The organism is Bradyrhizobium sp. MOS001, assembly GCF_004634465.1.
Lineage (GTDB): Bacteria > Pseudomonadota > Alphaproteobacteria > Rhizobiales > Xanthobacteraceae > Bradyrhizobium > Bradyrhizobium barranii.
On the sequence record NZ_SPVJ01000022.1, the window covers coordinates 40,986 to 58,287 of the forward strand.

The window sequence follows — 17,302 nt, forward strand, 5'->3', positions numbered from 1 at the left end:
CTTAGGCCGCGCTCAAGCCACGCTGGATGTCCGGCACGGATGCCAGCAGGCTCTTTGTGTAGGCGTGCTGCGGTTGCCTGAGCACGGCCTCGGCGCCACCCTGCTCGACGATGCGGCCGTTCTGGAAGACGAGCACGCGGTCGCACAGATGCTCGATGACGCCGAGATCATGCGAGATGAACAGCAGCGCCGTTCCGAGCCGCGACTGCAGCTCGGCCAGGAGGTCAAGCACTTGGGCCTGGATGCAGATGTCGAGCGCCGAGACCGGCTCGTCGCAGACGATGATGGCGGGTTCAGCCGCTAGCGCCCGCGCGATCGACACCCGCTGACGCTGGCCGCCGGACAATGATCGCGGCACCCGATCGAGATGATCGACACTCAGGCCGACCAGTTCGAGCAGCGACACGATCCGGTCCAGGCGCGCGATGCGGCCATCGGCGCCCGGAAGATTTTCCGCAATGATGTCCCTGACGCGGTAGCGCGGATCGAAGCTGCTAAGTGCGTCCTGCGGGATGTATTGCAGCTTGCGACGAAGCCGGCGGCGCCCGGCTTCCGCGACCGAGGACCAGGGCTCTCCGAGCAATGTTACCTCACCGTCATCCGGGTGAAGCAGCCCGAGCACGATCTTGGCACAGGTGGATTTTCCCGAGCCGGATTCGCCGACGATGCCGACGACCTCGGCGGCCCTGACATCGAAGCTGATGTCCTGCAGGACCACCGACTTCGCCCGCCCGGCGGCTTTCGGCGCAATGAAACTCTTCGAGATCTCCTTGACTTCGAGCACGACCTCGCCTGCCGCCTGTCGCTGCGGCAAGGGCTCCCGCACGATGGAGACCGCCGTCGCGTCGCTCGCACCGGGCTCGAACCTCGCCGACGCGAGCCTGGACCCGCGCGACCGCCCCGACGGAATCGCCGCGATCAACTGCCGCGTATAGGGATGGCGCGGATGGGTAAGGACATCGCGAGTCGACCCACTGTCGACCACCCGGCCGTCGCGCATCACGATGACACGGTCGGCGATGCCGGCGACCACCGCGAGATCGTGACTGATGAGCAGGAGACCCGCCCCCTCCCGGATTCGCTCCGCCAAGACCTGGAGCACCTGCGCCTGGACGGTGACGTCGAGCGAGGTCGTCGGCTCGTCCGCGATAATGAGATCGGGATCAGCCGCGATCGCCGACGCGATCAGCGCGCGCTGGCGCAGGCCACCGGACAATTGATGCGCATATTGCAGAGCACGATCAGCGGGGTTGGGAATGCCGACCTTGCCGAGCGTCTGCAGCGTCCGATCCCGGATAGCGCCTGCATCGGTCAGAATGCGATGGCTCGAAATGACCTCGGCAACCTCCTGGCCGATCGTGCGCAAGGGATCGAGCGAGACCAGGGCATCCTGCATGACGAGCCCGGTCACGGTCCCGCGCAGCTTGCGCCAGTCGGCTTCGCCGAAGCTGCGAGCGTCACGTCCCTTGATCTCGAACCGGTGCGCGGCGGTCCTCGCACCGTCGCCGGCGAGATTGAGCAGGCTTCGCGCGGTGATGCTCTTGCCCGAGCCGGATTCACCGACCAGGGCAACGCATTCGCCGGGCCTGATCGTCAGATCGAAATCAACAACGATCGGCTTGCCACCATTGGCGCCGGCAAAGCCGATGCTCAGTCCCTGCACCTCGACGACCGGCGCTGCCCGATCTATCTGCGAACCTACGCTGCTCATGCAAGCCGCCCTTCAAATCTCTGCTGTAGGTGATTGCCGATCACGCTGAAGGCGATCACCGTCGCGGTGATGGCGAGGCCCGGGAAGACTCCAGGCCACCAGGCGACGCGCAGCACATCCCGGCTCTCCGCCAGCATCACGCCCCATTCCGGCGTCGGCGGCTGCGGTCCGAGCCCGAGGAAGCTCAGGCCGGATACGATCAGGATCGTCGAGCCGATATAGACGGTGGCGATGATCGGGATGGCAACAAGGACGTTGGGCAGGACGTGCCGGATGAACACTTGCCAGCGGCTCAACCCGTAGATCGCGGCCTGCGTCACGTAATCGGCATCACGTATCAGCTGAGTCTGCGCCCGCACCACGCGACCAAATTTCGGGATGCCGGCGATGCCGACCGCGATGGCGATGTTGAGCATGCCTTGGCCGAGGAAGGTCACGATCAGCATGGCGAGCAGCACGCCGGGAAATGACGACAGCATATCGAACAGGCGCGACACGGCCTCATCCAGAATGCGATTGCGCTGGCCCGCGATGATGCCGAGGACAATGCCTGCTCCGAGTCCGACCGCAACACCGCCGAACCCGATCAGGAGCGAGTAGCGCGTGCCGAAGACGGTCCGCGCGAAGACGTCGCGGCCGAGCCGATCGGTCCCGAACAGATGCGCCCAGCCCGGCGGCTTCAGGCCCTCGCTGAAATCGCCGACGAGCGGATCGAAGTGCGTGAACAGCGAAGGCGCGATCGACGCCGCGATCAGGAGCGCGACGAAGACGAAGGACAGGACGAGCCCGAACGGCAGACGGCGCCGAACAGCGATTGCAGCCAGATGTGACGCCTCGAAGCCAACGAGGTCTTGCGGGGCCTCGAGCGGTACGGCCGTGTCGAAGGAGCGATGCGACGGCGCGGTCATTGGGCCCTCAATCTCGGGTCGATCAGCACATAGAGGATGTCGAGCAGCGTGGACGCGGCAACGTGGATGAAGGCTGCGAGCAGCACGACGGTGAGCACGACCGGTACGTCGTGGGTCAGCACCGCGCCCAACGTTACCGTGCCGAGGCCTGGCCGGCCGAACACCTTCTCGGTGATGACCGCACCGCCGAGCAGACCGCCGATCAGCCAACCGCCTAGCGTCACCGCCGGCAAAAGAGCGTGCCGCAACACGTGACGCCAGCGAATGACGAGTTCGCCGACGCCGCGCGACCGCACGGTCGTCACGAAGGGCTGGTCGAGCGTCTTCTCCATGGCTTCACGCAGAACCTGCGTCAGCAGGCCGGCGGTCGGCAATGCCAGGGTGATCGCCGGCAGCACGAGGGAATTCCACCCCTCCGCGCCCGATACTGGAAACCAGCGCAGATTGAACGAGAATGCCATCAGCAGGAGGATGCCGAGCCAGAAGACGGGCGTCGAGGCGAACACCAGTTCGACGAACGAGGCCAGCTCGCGCGAGAACCGCCCTCGCCCCGCAGTCAGCAGCGCGATGAAGCCGGCAATCAAGATCGCAAGCACGCCGGCCGTGAGCGCAAGCTCGACGGTCGGCAGAAGCTGCGATCCGACGACCTCGATCACCGGCTGGCGCAGCACATAGGACGTGCCGAAATCGCCGCGGAGGATGCGCGACAAGAACTCGACGTATTGCTCGGGCAACGAGCGATCGAGGCCCCATTCGGCTGCGATCGCCTCACGGAGGCCGGGATATTCGACGTCACCGGCGAGGATGTCCTGAATGCGGCCGGGCAGCGCATGCAACGCGAGAAACGTTGCTGTCACGCTCGCCCAGGCCACCACCAGGCTGGTGAACAGCCTGGAGACGATGCGGGACCACATGGCCTACTTCTTCGCGATCCAGAAATCGTAGGCGCTGGACGGCGAGTCGAGGCCGGCCTCGAAGCCCAGACCGTTGACGTTGCTCTTCGCCGCCAGGAACCAGCTCGGCGCGAACAACGGCACGATGAAGGCCTGGTCCACACCCCGCTTCTGAATCGCGTCGGTGAGCTGCCGCTTGCGGACAGGATCGGTCGTCCGCAACGACTCGTCGATCTGGCTCGTGATCTCCTGGTCTGGATTGGGAATGTTGGAATAGAGGAAGCCCTTCGATCCCAGCATGTCCCAGAGCTCGCGGGCAGGATCGGACGGATTGTCCGTATTGGGATAGATCACCCAGGTGCCGTTGGCGTTGTTCTTGGCGTATTCGCCCGCCGTGATCAGGCGCAGGTTGAGATCGAGGCCGACATTCTTGCGCAACGCCGCCTGGACGCCCTGGATAAGGATGTCGCGATTGTCGCGCACATAGGGCTGCGGATAGCCGACCTCGATCGAGAGGCGCTTGCCGTCCTTGGTGCGGAAGCCTTCGGAATCGCGGCCAGTCCAGCCGGCTTCGTCGAGCAGCTTGTTGGCGCCAGCAATGTCGTTGCCCCAGGAACCGACCAGTGCCTTGTTATAGGCGGGATTGGCCGGGCCGATGATCGACCAGGCGCGCGGCACGGTGCCGAGATAGACCTGCTTCACGATCGGCTCCAGATCGAAACCGTCGCGCAGCGCGCGGCGCACGCGAACATCGTCCGCCGGCGGGCGCGTGTAGTTGATGTTGAAGGTGAAGGACGTGCTGGCGCCGGACGGGCCGGTCAGCAGCTTGAAGCCCGGCTGCTCCGCGAACAGCGGCGCATCGGTCGGCTGCACGCCCTCGATCAGATCCACCTGCCCCGAGGTCAATGCGCCCGTGCGAACGGCATATTCGGGGAGGAAGCGGAAAGTGACGCGGTCCAGATGAGCAGGTCCGTTATGCGCGGCATTGCCAGGCGCCCAGTTATAGGCCGCGTTGCGCGCGAACACCGCGGACTGGCCGCGCGTGTAGCTCTCGAACACGAACGGTCCCGTGCCGGCCAACCCGCGTCCACCTCCGCAGAGATCACCCTTCGCCAGCGATTTCGGCGAGATCAGGCCGAGCTTCACATTCGAGGTCGACTCCAGGAAACTCGAATCCGGCGTCGACAACACCAGTTTGACCACATAGGGCGAGACCACTTCGGCACGATCGTAGGCCTGGAGCAGCGAGACCGCGGTGACCGCGTTCTCGGGCTTCTTGACGAAATCGTAGTTGGCCTTGACCGCTGCAGCGTCGAACTTCTCCCCGTCGTGGAAGACGACGTCTTCCCTCAGTCTGTATGTGTATTCCTTGCCGTCGGTCGAAATCGACCACTCGGTCGCAAGCCAGGGTGCGAACGTGCCATCCGCCTTCTTCGCGATCAGCGAGTCGATGTAATTGCGGGCCACGAAGAACGCGGCCTGCTGTGACGAATAATGCGGATCGAAGCATGATGGCTCGGTCGTCACGCCCCACCGCAACGCGCCTCCGGAAACCGGCTTGTCTTCGGCATACGCTACATTCGACGCAAGCAAGGCAATCGCCACGCCGCTCACCAGCAAATTATTCTTCTTCATCCGCGTCACTCGCAATCGTTTCTGCTGCTGCCCCTGCAATCGGCGCATCGAACATCATCAATTGAAGGATGACGTTCGTTTACGCTTCATCCGATCTGCACGAGGCGTTATCTCTTGTTGCATCGCGATGTAATTCGTCGTCGCGCGCAAACGCAACATGCAAACGGTCGCGACCGCGGCTGCACATGAAGTTTGAAAAATTATTCGAGCACTCACGCCGACGGTGGATGAAATCGACGACGTCGAACGCCAATCCGACAATTCGATGCTGCGCGATCGTTGCGTATCGTGACCCGACAACCAGCTGACCTTTGGAATCCCCATGTCGCCACGCCAATTGCACCTGAACGTCAACCTGCTTCACTCCGGCGTATATCCGTCAGCCTGGCGACTGCCCGACAGCGATCCACGCGCCTTCTTCGATCTCGGTCATTATGTGCGCGTGGCTCAGATTGCCGAGCGCGGCAAGTTTGACGCAATCTTTCTGGCGGACTCGCCAGCCGTGAACGACCGCATCGACTGCCGGTCGTTCACGTCGATGGAGCCAACCATCGTGCTGGCAACAGTTGCCGCAACGACCAGGCACGTCGGTCTGATTGGAACGGTGTCGACGACCTACAACGAGCCCTACAACATCGCACGCCGTTTCGTGACGCTCGATCACGCCAGCGGCGGCCGCTCGGGATGGAACGCGGTCACCACGGCAGATGCCGCTTCAGGCCGCAATTTCGGTCTGTCGTCGGTGACGGAACACAAGGCCCGCTACGAGCGCGCCAAGGAGTTCACGGAAGTCGTCCACGCATTGTTCGACAGCTGGGAGGACGACGCCTTTGTGGGCGACAAGGCGAGCGCGCGATTTGTTGATACGTCGAAAGTGCACCCGATCGCGCACCGCGGCCCGCATTACTCGGTGGCCGGACCTCTGAACGTCCCACGCTCGCCGCAGGGGCGACCGGTCACGGTGCAGGCGGGTGGCTCGAATGACGGGCGCGATTTCGCGGCAGCTTATGCAGAAGCCGTATTCACGCTGGCGCAAAGCATCGAGGAAGGCGTCGCGTATGCGCGCGATCTGCGCGCACGCGCCGCGTCCTATCGTCGTTCCGGCGATTCCATCGTCATTCTGCCCGGGCTCGCCACCGTCATCGGCAGCACCGAGGCCGAAGCCAAGCGGCGACAGGACGAGCTCTGGGAACTGGTGCCGATCGAATACAGCCTGGCGCGGTTGGCCGGCACGCTTCAGATCGACCCTACCCTCCTCGAGCTCGACAAGCCCCTGCCGGATCCCCTGCCGCTTCCGGTCAATGCCAACCACACCATGTTCCAAGGCACCGTGAATATCGCACGGCGTGGCAATCTCACAGTCCGACAGCTGATCCGCGCGCTCGGAGGCGGCGTCGGACATCGCATCATCGTCGGCACGCCGGAGCAGATCGCCGACGACATCGAGGCTTGGTTCAAGGCGGGTGCCGCCGACGGTTTCAACCTCATGCCAGACGTACTGCCGTCCGGTCTGGAGACCTTCGTCGATACCGTCGTGCCCATCCTACAGAGTCGCGGGCTGTTCCGCACCGAGTACGCCGGCTCGACGCTGCGCGATCATTTTGGCCTGCAGCGACCAGTGAGCCGATATGCGAAGCGGTCGCCGGAGGTCGCATCAGCCTAGCTGTCCCGACTATCTATCCCAGAGATCGAGCCCGCCCGTCGGCGGGCTTGGCCGATCGCCTGGCCCGCACGCGCGGAATTACCTCGAGTGCAAATCGCCGCATCTCGGCCTCGAACGGCTGGAATTGCAGCATGAAGAGCTCGATGCCGGCCGCATGGAACGCCTCGATGCGCTCCGCCACCTCGTCATAGCTCCCGACCAGCCCCGCGGCAGTACCGCCATTGCTGCCAACGCGCGGGGTCTTCTGCATGGTCTGCATCATCACGACCTTGGGGTCGGTGTTCTGCTTCAGGATCGCCTTCATCGGCGCGTCCTTCGCGGCGAGGCTCAGCAACCGCTCATGGGCGGATTGCGCCTGCTCCCTGGTTTCGCGGGCGACGACGAAGGCCGACAGACCAAAACGCAGCGGCGGCGTGTCACCGCGCGGACGTGCCGCGACATCGGCGATCAGGCCGGCGACATCCTCCAGCGGTTGGCCATTGATGAACCAGACGTCGCCATGGCCGGCGACCAGATCGCGCGCCGGCTCCGACTCGCCGCCGACATAAATGGCCGGCCGCTTGCGGTACAAGCTGGTCGGACGCAGCGCATAGTCGGTGACGTTGAAATGCTCGCCCGCATAATTGAGGCGCTCGCCTTCCATGAGGCGCGAGACGACCGATATCCACTCGCGGCCGTAGGCGTAGCGTGCATCGTGTTCCGGGAAGCCGATCCCCGCCTTCTCCAGTTCCGGGCGGTTCCAGGCATTGACGAGATTGAGCGCGAACCGGCCACGGCTGATGTTCTCGATCCCCAGCGCCAGCTTCGCTAGCACCACGGGGTGATAGAGATAGGGCTTGATCGCGGCGATGATCTCGATGCGCTTAGTCAGCGCCGCGATCGCTGCCGCGGCGCTCCAGGCCTCGAGCTGATCGAGGTCCTCCTGATGCGGATTGATCGTGTGCTGCGCGATCAGCGTGGAATCGTAGCCGAGCTCTTCGGCTGCGAGAATGAGATCGCGATTGCGCTCCCAGGATGCATCATAGGGCTCTTCCGGATCCTGATGCGCCGCGCGCGGCCCGTGCACCAGGGCCCAGATGCCGAAGCGAAGAGGTGCAGTCGCCATCGTGCTCTCCTGTGACTTTCTCTCGTCAAGTTCTCGATCGTCGCCTGTTCTCGCCAAGGCCTGACGCAAGATCAAGCACATCCGCCTCAAAAGATTTTCTTTGTCGCGCAGCGGCACCGTGGCGACAGCAGATCACTCCGGAGCGAACGACAATTGAAATAGCGCTCTATTTCTGTCGGCACGATTTCATGGGACATTTTGCGCTGAACAAGGTTTCACGTCTTGAGCAATATCGAACTGAGCCAAATCGACCGCACGACAATCGTCGCTGACAACGCGCCGTCATCGCAAGGCAGCATGAAATCGCCTGCGGCGGCAAGCAAGCTTGGCGCTCGCGGCCTCCAGCTCCTGTCCTGGGTTGCACCCCTGCTGCTCGTTGTCGTTTGGGAGGCACTTGCACAGGCGGGATGGCTTTCGCCGCAGGTGCTGCCTGCACCAAGCAAGGTGATCCGAACGGCGTACAAGCTCGTAACCACCGGGACCCTGTTGAACGATCTCGGCGTCAGCCTGCTGCGTGCCGCGGCGGGCTTTGCGATCGGGTCTGCGGTCGGCGCCACGCTTGGCATCCTTGTCGGCTTCTCGCGGGTAGCGGAAGCCGCGATCGACCGCAGCGTGCAGATGATCAGGGCCATCCCTTTCCTCGCCGCGCTCCCCCTCGTCATCGTCTGGCTGGGCGTCGGCGAAGCGGAAAAGATCTTCCTTGTCGCACTTGGCGTCACGTTCCCGATCTACATCAATACGGTGCTCGGTATCCGCCAGGTCGATCCCAAGCTGCTCGAGTTGGGGCGCGTCCAGGGCCTGAGGTCGCTTCAACTGATCCGCCGGATCATCCTTCCCGGCGCGCTGCCGTCGATCCTGACCGGTGTTCGTTACGCTCTCGCCACGGCGTGGCTCGCGCTGGTCGTGGCTGAAACCATCGGCGCGCAGTCGGGGATCGGCTTTCTCGCGATGGATGCGCGCGAATTCCTGCGCACCGATGTGATCGTCCTGACGATCGTGATCTACGCGCTGATCGGCGTCGCGGCCGACGCCATGGCGCGCTTTCTCGAACAGCGTCTCCTCGCCTGGCATCCGAATTACGGAGCAGCGAGATGAACGTGCACGTCGCTCCGCAGCCCTCCGCGCCGTTCGAATCCGGACCGGCCGTCGTTGTCAGCAACCTCGTCCGCAGCTACGGCAGCCGCGTCGTGATCGAGAAGCTGAACCTACGCATCGATCGTGGCGAATTCGTCGCCCTGCTCGGCGAGAGCGGGTGCGGCAAGACAACATTGTTGCGGGCGCTGGCCGGGCTCGACCCCATCCAGGGGGGCCGTATCGTGGCGCCCCGCCGGCCGGCCGTGGTGTTTCAGGAGCATCGGCTGCTGCCCTGGGACAATCTCTGGCGCAATGTGGCGCTCGGCTTGCAGGTTCCGGATCCTCGCGAACGCGCCGCCGAAGCGCTCACCGAGGTCGGCCTCGGCGACAGGCTCGACGACTGGCCGCGCAATCTTTCAGGCGGACAAGCCCAGCGCGTTGCCCTCGCCCGCGCGCTGGTGCAGCAGCCCGAGCTTCTGCTGCTCGACGAGCCGTTTGCCGCGCTCGATGCGCTCACCCGTATCCGCATGCACGAGCTGGTCCGCGAGCTGGTGGCCAATCATCAGCCCGGCGTCCTGCTCGTCACCCACGATGTCGACGAAGCCATCGCGCTGGCCGATCGCATCCTCGTGATGCGCAACGGCGCAATCGCCTACGAGCATCGCGCCGGGCGTGGAAGCTCGGCATCCATCTCGCGCGCCGAACTCCTTAGCGAGCTTGGCGTGGTCTCCCATTCTCCCAGCTAGGTCATCCGGAAGGCAAAAATGTCCGACTCATCGATCGCCAAACCATCCCGGCGCAGCTTCCTCGGCTCCGCAGCCTTTGGCATTGGCGCGCTCGCCGGCATGAATATCAGCGAATTCGCCCAGGCCGCGCCTGGCCGTACCACCGACACGGTCCGCCTGACCTGGGGCCTGAGCGGCCTCAATCTGATCGCCAAGGAGCGCGGCGAGTTCGAGAAGGTGCTGGCCAAGGATGGCATCAAGGTCGAGTGGCTCGGCCCCTTCCCGAATCATGCGCCGACCTTGCAGGCGGTGACGGGCGGCAGCGCGGATTTCAGCTTTGGCGGCAGCACCACGCCTGCGCTCGCCGCTATCATCGCCGGCTCGCCGCTGGTGTTCACCCAGTTCGTGGTCTACGAGCCCCGCACCACGGCGATCATCGCCAAAGACGGCTCCGGCATCGACAAGGTCGAAGACCTCGTCGGCAAGTCGGTCGCGGTCAATCGCTCAGGCCTCGGCGAGTTCCTGCTGGTCGCGGCGCTCGAGAAACACAAGGTCGACCGCTCCGCGGTGAAGTTCGTCTATCTCAATCCTCCTGATGCGGCGCCGGCGCTCGCCTCCGGCAAGGTCGACGCCTGGTCGATGTGGAGCCCTGGCGTCGACATCGCCCGGCTCGAATACAAGGCGCACGACATCTTTCTGGAAGGCCGCGATCTCGAATTCCAGATCGACTACACGTCCTATCTGACCACCCGCAAGTTCGCGACCGACAATCCCGCGCTCGTCCGCGCCGTGAATGACGCGTTCCGCGCCGAGGGCAAGTGGATCTCGGAGAACTGCAAGGATGCCGAGTACATCGCGCAGAAGGCCGGGAAATACAGCGATCAGGTCCGCGACCAGTTCATCGCGATGAACCGCAAATACCGCTACTTCGCGGTCAACGACGAGCGCTTCATCAGCGAGCTGCAAAAGGCCGCCGACTGGCTCGTGGCCCGCAAGGTTCTGCCGGAGCCGGTCAAGGTGACCGATCATCTCGCCCAGCTCTGAAAACGCTACCAACAGGCCAAGACAATGAACAAGACTGTATCCGCCCCCTCTCTCGGCACATCCGAGCCGATCAAGGCTGGCTCGCCGGAGCTGGAGGCTCTGCTCAACCAGATCGCCGAGGGGGCCAGCGACCGCGAGCGCGACCGCGTCCTGCCCTTCGAGGTTATCGATCTCATCCGGCGGGCACGCCTTGGCGCGTTGCGGCTGCCGTTGGACGCCGGTGGCGCCGGCAGCACGATCCGCGATCTCTTCGCCTTCGTCATTCGCCTCGGCGAGGCCGACGCCAATGTCGCGCATATCCTGCGCAACCATTTCAGCGTGGTCGAGCGCCTGGTGCGTTCCCCCAAGGACGAGCAGAGCCGGCAATGGCAGAAGGCGGTCGCCGAGGGCGCCATCATCGGACTTGCGACGACCGAGCTTGAAAGCCCGCGCGTCGGCAATGTCACGCCCGGGACGACGTTCACGCCCGACGGGAACGGCGATTATCTGCTGAACGGCACCAAATACTACAGCACAGGCACGTTGTACTCGGATTATGTGCTGGTGCGCGCGGCCGATCCGTCCGGAGCGACGGGCGCCACGATCGTGCCGATCAAGCGCGAGGGAATCGAGCTGGTCGACGACTGGGACGGGCTCGGGCAGCGACTTACCGCAACCGGCACGACGCACTTCCGTAACGTCAAGGTCAGGCGCGAGGAAGTGGTGTTCGATACGCCGGACGGCGGTTATGGCGTGCCCTATTCCAACACGTTTGCACAGCTCTTCCTGACGGCGGTCGTTGCCGGCATTGCACGCGCGACGCTGCGCGATGCGACAGCCCTGGTCCGCTCGCGCAAGCGTACGTTTTACTACGCGCCCACCGAGATCCCGACCGACGATCCGCTCCTGCAACAGACGGTCGGCCAGATCGCCAGCGGCGCTTTTGCGGCCGAGACGGTGGTGCTGGCGGCCGCCGAGGCGCTCGACATTGCAACCGATGCGTTCGACGCCGGCGCGGCGAACGCTACAGAGGCGGCGCACACCGCCGCGCTGCTCTCGGCAAAGGCCAAGATCATCACCGATGATTTCGCCATCCGAGGTGGCAGCCTGCTGTTCGATGTCGGCGGCGCATCGGCGACCAAGAAGGTCACCAACTTCGACCGTCACTGGCGCAATGCGCGCACGCTCTCTTCGCACAATCCGACCACCTACAAGGCGCGTTCGATCGGTGAACACGAGATCAACGGCACGCCGTTGCCCGCGAAGGGCTTTTTCTGAGAGCGAACAGGCCGATCCACGGCGTCCGATGCGAGGAGCGACAGATGGGAAAGTCCGACATTCATCTGGTCAGCGGCGATGACGAGGTCGAGCATCAGTTTCGAGCCGTGATGCGGCGCCTGGCCGGCGGCGTCACCATCATCACGGCCGGCCGCGACGAGGACATCACCGGCATGACGGTGACGTCCCTGACATCGCTCAGCGCCAGTCCGCCCCGGCTACTAGTCAGCGTCAACCGGCAGGCCTCGTCCTTTGCTCGAATCGCGCGCTACGGCGTATTCGGCGTCAACATTCTGGGATCGGATCAGCAGGCCCTCGCCGGGCGCTTCAGCGACGGAAGCTTGAAGGGCCACGAGCGCTTCGACGGGATCAGATGGTCCGCGGGGGCGGCCGGCGTGCCGCTGCTTGGCGACACTCTCGCAACCATCGAATGCAAGGTCGAGGAAATCATCGAACGGCACTCGCATGGCATCATCATCGGCAGCCTGTTGAGCTTCGAGCTGTCCCGCGAACTGTCGGGCCTGGTGTACTGGAACGGCCAGTACATCAGGATCACCCATGACTTCGACCTCGACCTCCTCGCCGAGATCAGCATTCCGTTGGCCCATGTCAGATAACCCGCCGGAATCGCCCAGCGGCGGGCGCTGGCAGCTTGACAGGATTGTCGCCGAGCTTCGCCTCTCGCGCGAAGAAACACACAGCATAAGGCGCGACGGAGAGGCGCGACGCGCTCCCTCGCGCGAGGCGCTTCAGGCCATTCTGGATGGCCTCACCGAGGCGCTGTTTCCGAGGCATTACGGTCAGTTCGACCTCGACGGCGAGAATATCGACTATTTCGTCGGCAATCGCCTGAGCATCGCCCTCGACGGCCTTTGCGACCAGATCCACCGCGGCGCACGATTCGTCGGTGACGAGCTGATCCCGGGCTACCGGCGTGAGGACGCGGTCGAGCTGACGCGGCAGTTCGGCGAGCGCCTGCCGGTGGTGCGTGGACTCCTGATCTCCGATCTGAGAGCCGCCTTCGTCGGCGATCCCGCAGCCAGGAACTTTCCGGAGATCCTGATCGGATATCCGGGCATGACGGCGATCATCCATCACCGGCTGGCACATATCCTTGATGGGCTCAATGCGCGCTTGATCGCCCGACTTGTCGCGGAGATCGCTCATACGAGAACCGGGATCGACATTCACCCCGGCGCCAGCATCGGATCCGGCTTCTTCATTGATCACGGGACCGGTGTGGTCATCGGGGAGACCGCAATCATCGGCGACAATGTCCGGATCTATCAGGCCGTGACGCTCGGCGCGCGCCATTTTCCAACCGACGACGATGGCCATTTGATCAAGGGCGATGCACGGCATCCGATCGTCGAGGACGACGTCGTGATTTATGCCGGCGCAACCATCTTCGGTCGGATCACGATCGGCCGGGGCGCGACGATCGGCGGCAACGTCTGGGTCACCCAGGACGTGCCGCCGAACAGCATCGTGACGCAGGCCACCGCCCGCAACAAGCAGGGTTAGGCGGCCGGCGCCTTCCAGCGCATCAGGCGGCGCTCCAGCGTCTCGAGGATCGCGTTGAAGACGAGGCCGATCACGGTAATGCCCAGGATGCCAAAATACATCTGTGGGATCAGGAAGCTGTATTGGCTGTTGATGATGAGATAGCCGAGCCCCGATTTCGCGCCGACCATTTCTGACGCCACCAGGACCAGCATCGCGGATGCGCTCGCTAGACGGATGCCGACGAAGATTGTCGGCAATGATGCCGGCAGGATCACCTTCCGGAACAACTGGCTCGGTGTCGCGCCCATCGTCCGCGCTGACTTGACCAGCAGCGGATCGACCTGGCGTACGGCCGCGATCGTATTGAGCAGCAGCGGCCAGGCGCAGCTATAAACCACCATGGTGACCTTCGAGAGCTCTCCGATCCCGAGGAGCAGGATAAACACCGGCAGCAGAGCCAGCGGCGCCGTGTTACGGGCGATCTCGATGATCTGGTTCAGGAAGTCGCCCAGCCGGGCGTACCATCCCGTCAGCACACCCAATGGCACGAACAGGACAATGGCGATCAGGAAGCCGCTCAGGGCTCGCAGCAGGCTTGCACCGACGTCGTCATAGAGTTCACCGCTCTGCGCGAGCTGCCAGCCCGCGGCGATCACCTCGGAGAACGGCGGCAGGAACGTCACGTCGATCAACCCGAGGCGCGGCGTCGTCTCCCAGACAGCCAGGAACACCAGCAGCAGCAGGGATCGTTGCCCGATGATGCCGAACCATCGCACCAGGCTGCCCGTCGCGGCGGCAACCGCGCCGGCGCGTGGTCTGGCCCGATCCTTCGGACTCCCCTCGGCGAGTTCCAGCAGCGTCAGGATCTCCAGATTAGACATGGGCCAACTCCTTCTTTCCTGCACGCTCGCCGTCCGGCGCGGGCACCTGGGAGCCCCGCGCCTTCAACACTTCGTCGCGCAGCAAGGACCACACCTCGTGCCTGACCTGCCCGAACTGGGGCAGCGAGCGGACGTCCTCGGTCTCGCTGTGCAGCTCGGCGGGAATATCGACAATCTGCTTGATCCGGCCGGGGCGCGAGGTCATCACGGCCACGCGCTGGCCGAGCACGACGGCCTCGTCGATGCCGTGCGTGATGAACAGGATGGTTTTCCCGGTCCTGCGCCAGATCCGCAGCAGCTCGCCTTGCAGCGTCTCACGCGTCTGTGCGTCGAGCGCGGCAAAGGGCTCGTCCATCAGCAGCACCTCCGGATCGTAGGCAAGGCTTCGCGCGATCGCGACGCGCTGCTTCATACCGCCGGAGAGTTCGTGCGGATAGCGATCGGCAAAGCCGGACAGTCCGACTAAATCGAGATAATGCAGAGCCCGCTCGCGCCGCTCCCTGGCTTTGAGACCCGCAATATCGAGCCCGAACTCGACGTTCTGCGCGGCTGTACGCCAGGGGAACAGCGCGTACTGCTGGAACACAATGCCGCGGTCGCGCGCCGGGCCCTCGATGACCTTGCCATCGAGCAGGATGCGTCCGCTGCTCGGCGCCGTCAGTCCGCCGAGCAGATCCAGCAAGGTCGACTTGCCGCAGCCGCTCGGCCCGACCAGCGCCAGGAATTCGCCGGCACGAACATCCAGCGTGATATCATCGAGCGCGGTGAAGCTCTGCGCCGGCCCGCCATCCTTGCCGCGGACCAGGAACTCCTTGCGGACGTGCTCGAAGCGGATCTTGGCCATGGTCATTTGGCCTCCGCGGTCTTGCCGGGGCGGAAATGGTTGAACTCGTTGGTATAGATGTCCGATGGCTTGAGCTGGTCCTGCTTCAACAGACCGTCCTTGACCAGCCAGTCGATCCACACCTGGAGCTCAGCATCGCCGATCACCCCGCCCCTGGTCGCGACACCCGTGCTCTTCCAGTATTTGATGGGTGTTGCGTCCTCGTTGCGCTTGCGATCGGCAATGATGCGTTCGAAGCGGGCGCGGACCTCCTCGGGCGGCGTTGTCTGCGCCCAGGCGATGGCACGGGACACGCCCTCGATCAGCTTGCGGGACGCGTTGGGATTGTCCTTGATGAACTTGTCTCGCAAGACATAGGAGCCGCCAGTGAAGTTTCCGAAGATGTCAGAGTCCGCGAACAGCCTACGGATGCCGCCGCGCTCCAGCGCCTTGTCGCGCAGCACGCCGTTCAGCGTGCTGACCTCGACCTGCCCCTGCCGCAGAGCCTGCTCACCGGTGACCGGCGGGATCGCAACCAGCGCCACTTGCTTCGCCTCCGCCGGCGTCAGGCCATTGCGGGCCAGATACTCGCGCAGCACGAATTCGAGATGCGCCCCCAGCGTGTTCACCGCGACCTTCTTGCCGATCAGGTCGCGCGCGGACTTGATCGGACTGTCCTCCTTCACGTAGTAGCCGTTGTAGGTGTTGTCGTCCGAGCCGTAATAGCCGACAACAGCCTTGATCGGCGCCCTGGCTGCGATCAGCTTGATGATCGCGCCATAGAACGCGCCGCCGATATCGATGTCGCCGGTGACGACGGTCTGGATGTCCTGCGGACCGCTGATGGTGTTGCCGACCCATTTGAGCTTGAGCGGCGCGAGATAGCCGAGATCGTCGGCCAGTTCGATGAACGTCACCTGCCCGGCCCAGCCCTGGTAACGAATCTCGGTCTTTTCGAGCTGCGCCTCGGCCATGGCACTGCTGGCGAGAGCCGTCAGGCCGAGGCCGGCCAGACCTAGTTGCCGCCCTCTTGCCCGCAGGCCGGCAACCAGACGACGCAACGCAGAGATAGCGATCTTCATTGTGTTCACTCCATTGCTCGGTTCAGGCGGCCTTCGCCTGGGGCTTCGCCGCCTTGACGCGGGTCACGCTGCTGCGGCCGTCGATGCTGACCGGCACCTCGCCATCGATGGTGGCACGCCGGACCACGCGGTGCTGGTCGCCATAATCGTTGACCGCGTAGTGCTGGGTCGCGCGATTGTCCCAGATCACCACGTCACCTTGCCGCCAGCTCCAGCGCACGGTGTTCTCGGGTGCGGTGATGTGCGACTGGAACAGGTCGAACAGTTTCTGGCTGTCGTAATTCGAAAGGCCGACAAAGCGCTGGACGAAATTGCCGAGCACCAGCGTCCGTTCCCCGGTTTCGGGATGGACGCGAACGACGGGATGCTCGGTCTCGTAGACGGTCGCCGTGAAGACCTCCTCGAATTGCTTCCGGTCAGCCTCGCTCGCACGGGTCTTGACTGCGTAGTCGTAGGCATTGCTGTGCACCGCCCACAGCTCGTCCGCGAGCTTGCGCAGCGGAGCCGGCAGATCCAGATAGGACGCCGCCGTGTTCGACCAGATCGTGTCGCCGCCGAACTCGGGGATCACGACGCCGCGCAAGACTGAGATCTTCGGATAAGCGTCGACGAATGTGACGTCGGTGTGCCACTGGTCGGCGCGCCCGCCTCCGCGCGCGGAGTCAAGTTCGAGGATCGAGGCCGTTCCCGTGGTGGCGCCGACCGTGGGATGTGGCACCAGCTTGCCGAGCCGATGGGCAAAACGCTCCTGCTCGGCATCGTCGAGATGATTCTGGTCACGGAAGAAGATGACTTTGTGCTCGAGCAGCACCTGGTTGATCGCCGCAATCGTGCGATCCGGAAGATCGCCCGAAAGCTTGATGTTCCTGATTTCGGCGCCGATACGGGCCGATCGCTTGACGATATCCGAACGCGGAATGACGTTGTCGATGGTGATTCCGTCTGTCATGTCATCTTCCCCGAGACCGCGATCCATTTGGACAAGGCTCCGCCGT

At 64.1% G+C, this 17,302-nt stretch carries 16 protein-coding genes; 7 read left to right on the forward strand and 9 right to left on the reverse strand.

The window, feature by feature from the left end:
• Window position 1: 1 nt before the first annotated feature.
• The 4 genes from CT676_RS24700 to CT676_RS24715 are packed head-to-tail and all read right to left on the reverse strand — an operon-like array spanning window position 2 to window position 5,147.
• Entirely contained in the window at window positions 2-1,711 is a 1,710-nt protein-coding gene (locus CT676_RS24700) for an ABC transporter ATP-binding protein (protein WP_085404157.1), read from the reverse strand.
• Entirely contained in the window at window positions 1,708-2,619 is a 912-nt protein-coding gene (locus CT676_RS24705) for an ABC transporter permease (RefSeq protein WP_094184389.1), read from the reverse strand. The genes CT676_RS24700 and CT676_RS24705 overlap by 4 nt, the downstream gene beginning before the upstream one ends.
• Window positions 2,616-3,533 carry an ABC transporter permease gene (locus CT676_RS24710; protein ID WP_094184390.1) on the reverse strand — a complete coding sequence of 306 codons (918 nt, stop codon included), beginning with the start codon at window positions 3,531-3,533 and terminating at the stop codon, window positions 2,616-2,618. Before CT676_RS24710 ends, CT676_RS24705 begins: the two co-directional genes overlap by 4 nt.
• 3 nt (window positions 3,534-3,536) lie before the next feature.
• Window positions 3,537-5,147 carry an ABC transporter substrate-binding protein gene (locus CT676_RS24715; protein WP_193560907.1) on the reverse strand — a complete coding sequence of 537 codons (1,611 nt, stop codon included), beginning with the start codon at window positions 5,145-5,147 and terminating at the stop codon, window positions 3,537-3,539.
• A gap of 322 nt (window positions 5,148-5,469) precedes the next feature.
• On the opposite strand from CT676_RS24715, the gene CT676_RS24720 reads away from it, so the two are divergent.
• Window positions 5,470-6,810, forward strand: coding sequence for an LLM class flavin-dependent oxidoreductase (locus CT676_RS24720; protein ID WP_085404158.1), 1,341 nt, complete (start codon window positions 5,470-5,472; stop codon window positions 6,808-6,810).
• Between the two features lie 13 nt (window positions 6,811-6,823).
• Here CT676_RS24720 and CT676_RS24725 read toward each other — a convergent pair whose 3' ends face one another.
• Entirely contained in the window at window positions 6,824-7,915 is a 1,092-nt protein-coding gene (locus tag CT676_RS24725) for an LLM class flavin-dependent oxidoreductase (RefSeq protein ID WP_135215577.1), read from the reverse strand.
• Window positions 7,916-8,212: 297 nt separating this feature from the next.
• Between CT676_RS24725 and CT676_RS24730 the strand changes: the two genes are divergently transcribed.
• Genes CT676_RS24730 through epsC form a run of 6 tightly spaced genes read left to right on the forward strand, consistent with a single transcriptional unit; the run spans window position 8,213 to window position 13,539 of the window.
• The gene (locus CT676_RS24730; protein WP_085404212.1) at window positions 8,213-9,010 is read left to right on the forward strand and encodes an ABC transporter permease subunit; all 798 of its coding nucleotides are present in this window, start codon (window positions 8,213-8,215) and stop codon (window positions 9,008-9,010) included.
• Window positions 9,007-9,735: an ABC transporter ATP-binding protein gene (locus CT676_RS24735; RefSeq protein WP_085404160.1), complete on the forward strand. Its 729-nt coding sequence runs from the start codon at window positions 9,007-9,009 to the stop codon at window positions 9,733-9,735. Before CT676_RS24730 ends, CT676_RS24735 begins: the two co-directional genes overlap by 4 nt.
• Before the next feature lie 18 nt (window positions 9,736-9,753).
• Window positions 9,754-10,758 (forward strand): NrtA/SsuA/CpmA family ABC transporter substrate-binding protein, encoded by a 1,005-nt coding sequence (locus CT676_RS24740; protein WP_085404161.1) that lies wholly within the window; start codon window positions 9,754-9,756, stop codon window positions 10,756-10,758.
• A gap of 24 nt (window positions 10,759-10,782) precedes the next feature.
• A complete protein-coding gene (locus CT676_RS24745; RefSeq protein WP_085404162.1) occupies window positions 10,783-12,015 on the forward strand; it encodes an acyl-CoA dehydrogenase family protein in 1,233 nt (410 codons plus the stop codon).
• Between the two features lie 44 nt (window positions 12,016-12,059).
• A complete protein-coding gene (locus tag CT676_RS24750; RefSeq protein WP_085404163.1) occupies window positions 12,060-12,632 on the forward strand; it encodes a flavin reductase family protein in 573 nt (190 codons plus the stop codon).
• Window positions 12,622-13,539 carry a serine O-acetyltransferase EpsC gene (gene epsC, locus CT676_RS24755; RefSeq protein WP_085404164.1) on the forward strand — a complete coding sequence of 306 codons (918 nt, stop codon included), beginning with the start codon at window positions 12,622-12,624 and terminating at the stop codon, window positions 13,537-13,539. Before CT676_RS24750 ends, epsC begins: the two co-directional genes overlap by 11 nt.
• On the opposite strand, the gene CT676_RS24760 is transcribed toward epsC, so the two are convergent.
• Genes CT676_RS24760 through CT676_RS24775 form a run of 4 tightly spaced genes read right to left on the reverse strand, consistent with a single transcriptional unit; the run spans window position 13,536 to window position 17,256 of the window.
• Window positions 13,536-14,402: an ABC transporter permease gene (locus CT676_RS24760; protein ID WP_085404165.1), complete on the reverse strand. Its 867-nt coding sequence runs from the start codon at window positions 14,400-14,402 to the stop codon at window positions 13,536-13,538. The two genes, epsC and CT676_RS24760, sit on opposite strands and share 4 nt — an antisense overlap.
• Complete coding sequence (locus tag CT676_RS24765; RefSeq protein ID WP_085404166.1) at window positions 14,395-15,252, reverse strand: ABC transporter ATP-binding protein; 858 nt, start codon at window positions 15,250-15,252, stop codon at window positions 14,395-14,397. Before CT676_RS24765 ends, CT676_RS24760 begins: the two co-directional genes overlap by 8 nt.
• Window positions 15,249-16,307, reverse strand: coding sequence for an ABC transporter substrate-binding protein (locus CT676_RS24770; protein ID WP_193560908.1), 1,059 nt, complete (start codon window positions 16,305-16,307; stop codon window positions 15,249-15,251). Before CT676_RS24770 ends, CT676_RS24765 begins: the two co-directional genes overlap by 4 nt.
• A 22-nt stretch (window positions 16,308-16,329) precedes the next feature.
• Window positions 16,330-17,256 (reverse strand): TauD/TfdA family dioxygenase, encoded by a 927-nt coding sequence (locus CT676_RS24775; protein ID WP_085404214.1) that lies wholly within the window; start codon window positions 17,254-17,256, stop codon window positions 16,330-16,332.
• Between the last annotated feature and the right edge of the window lie 46 nt (window positions 17,257-17,302).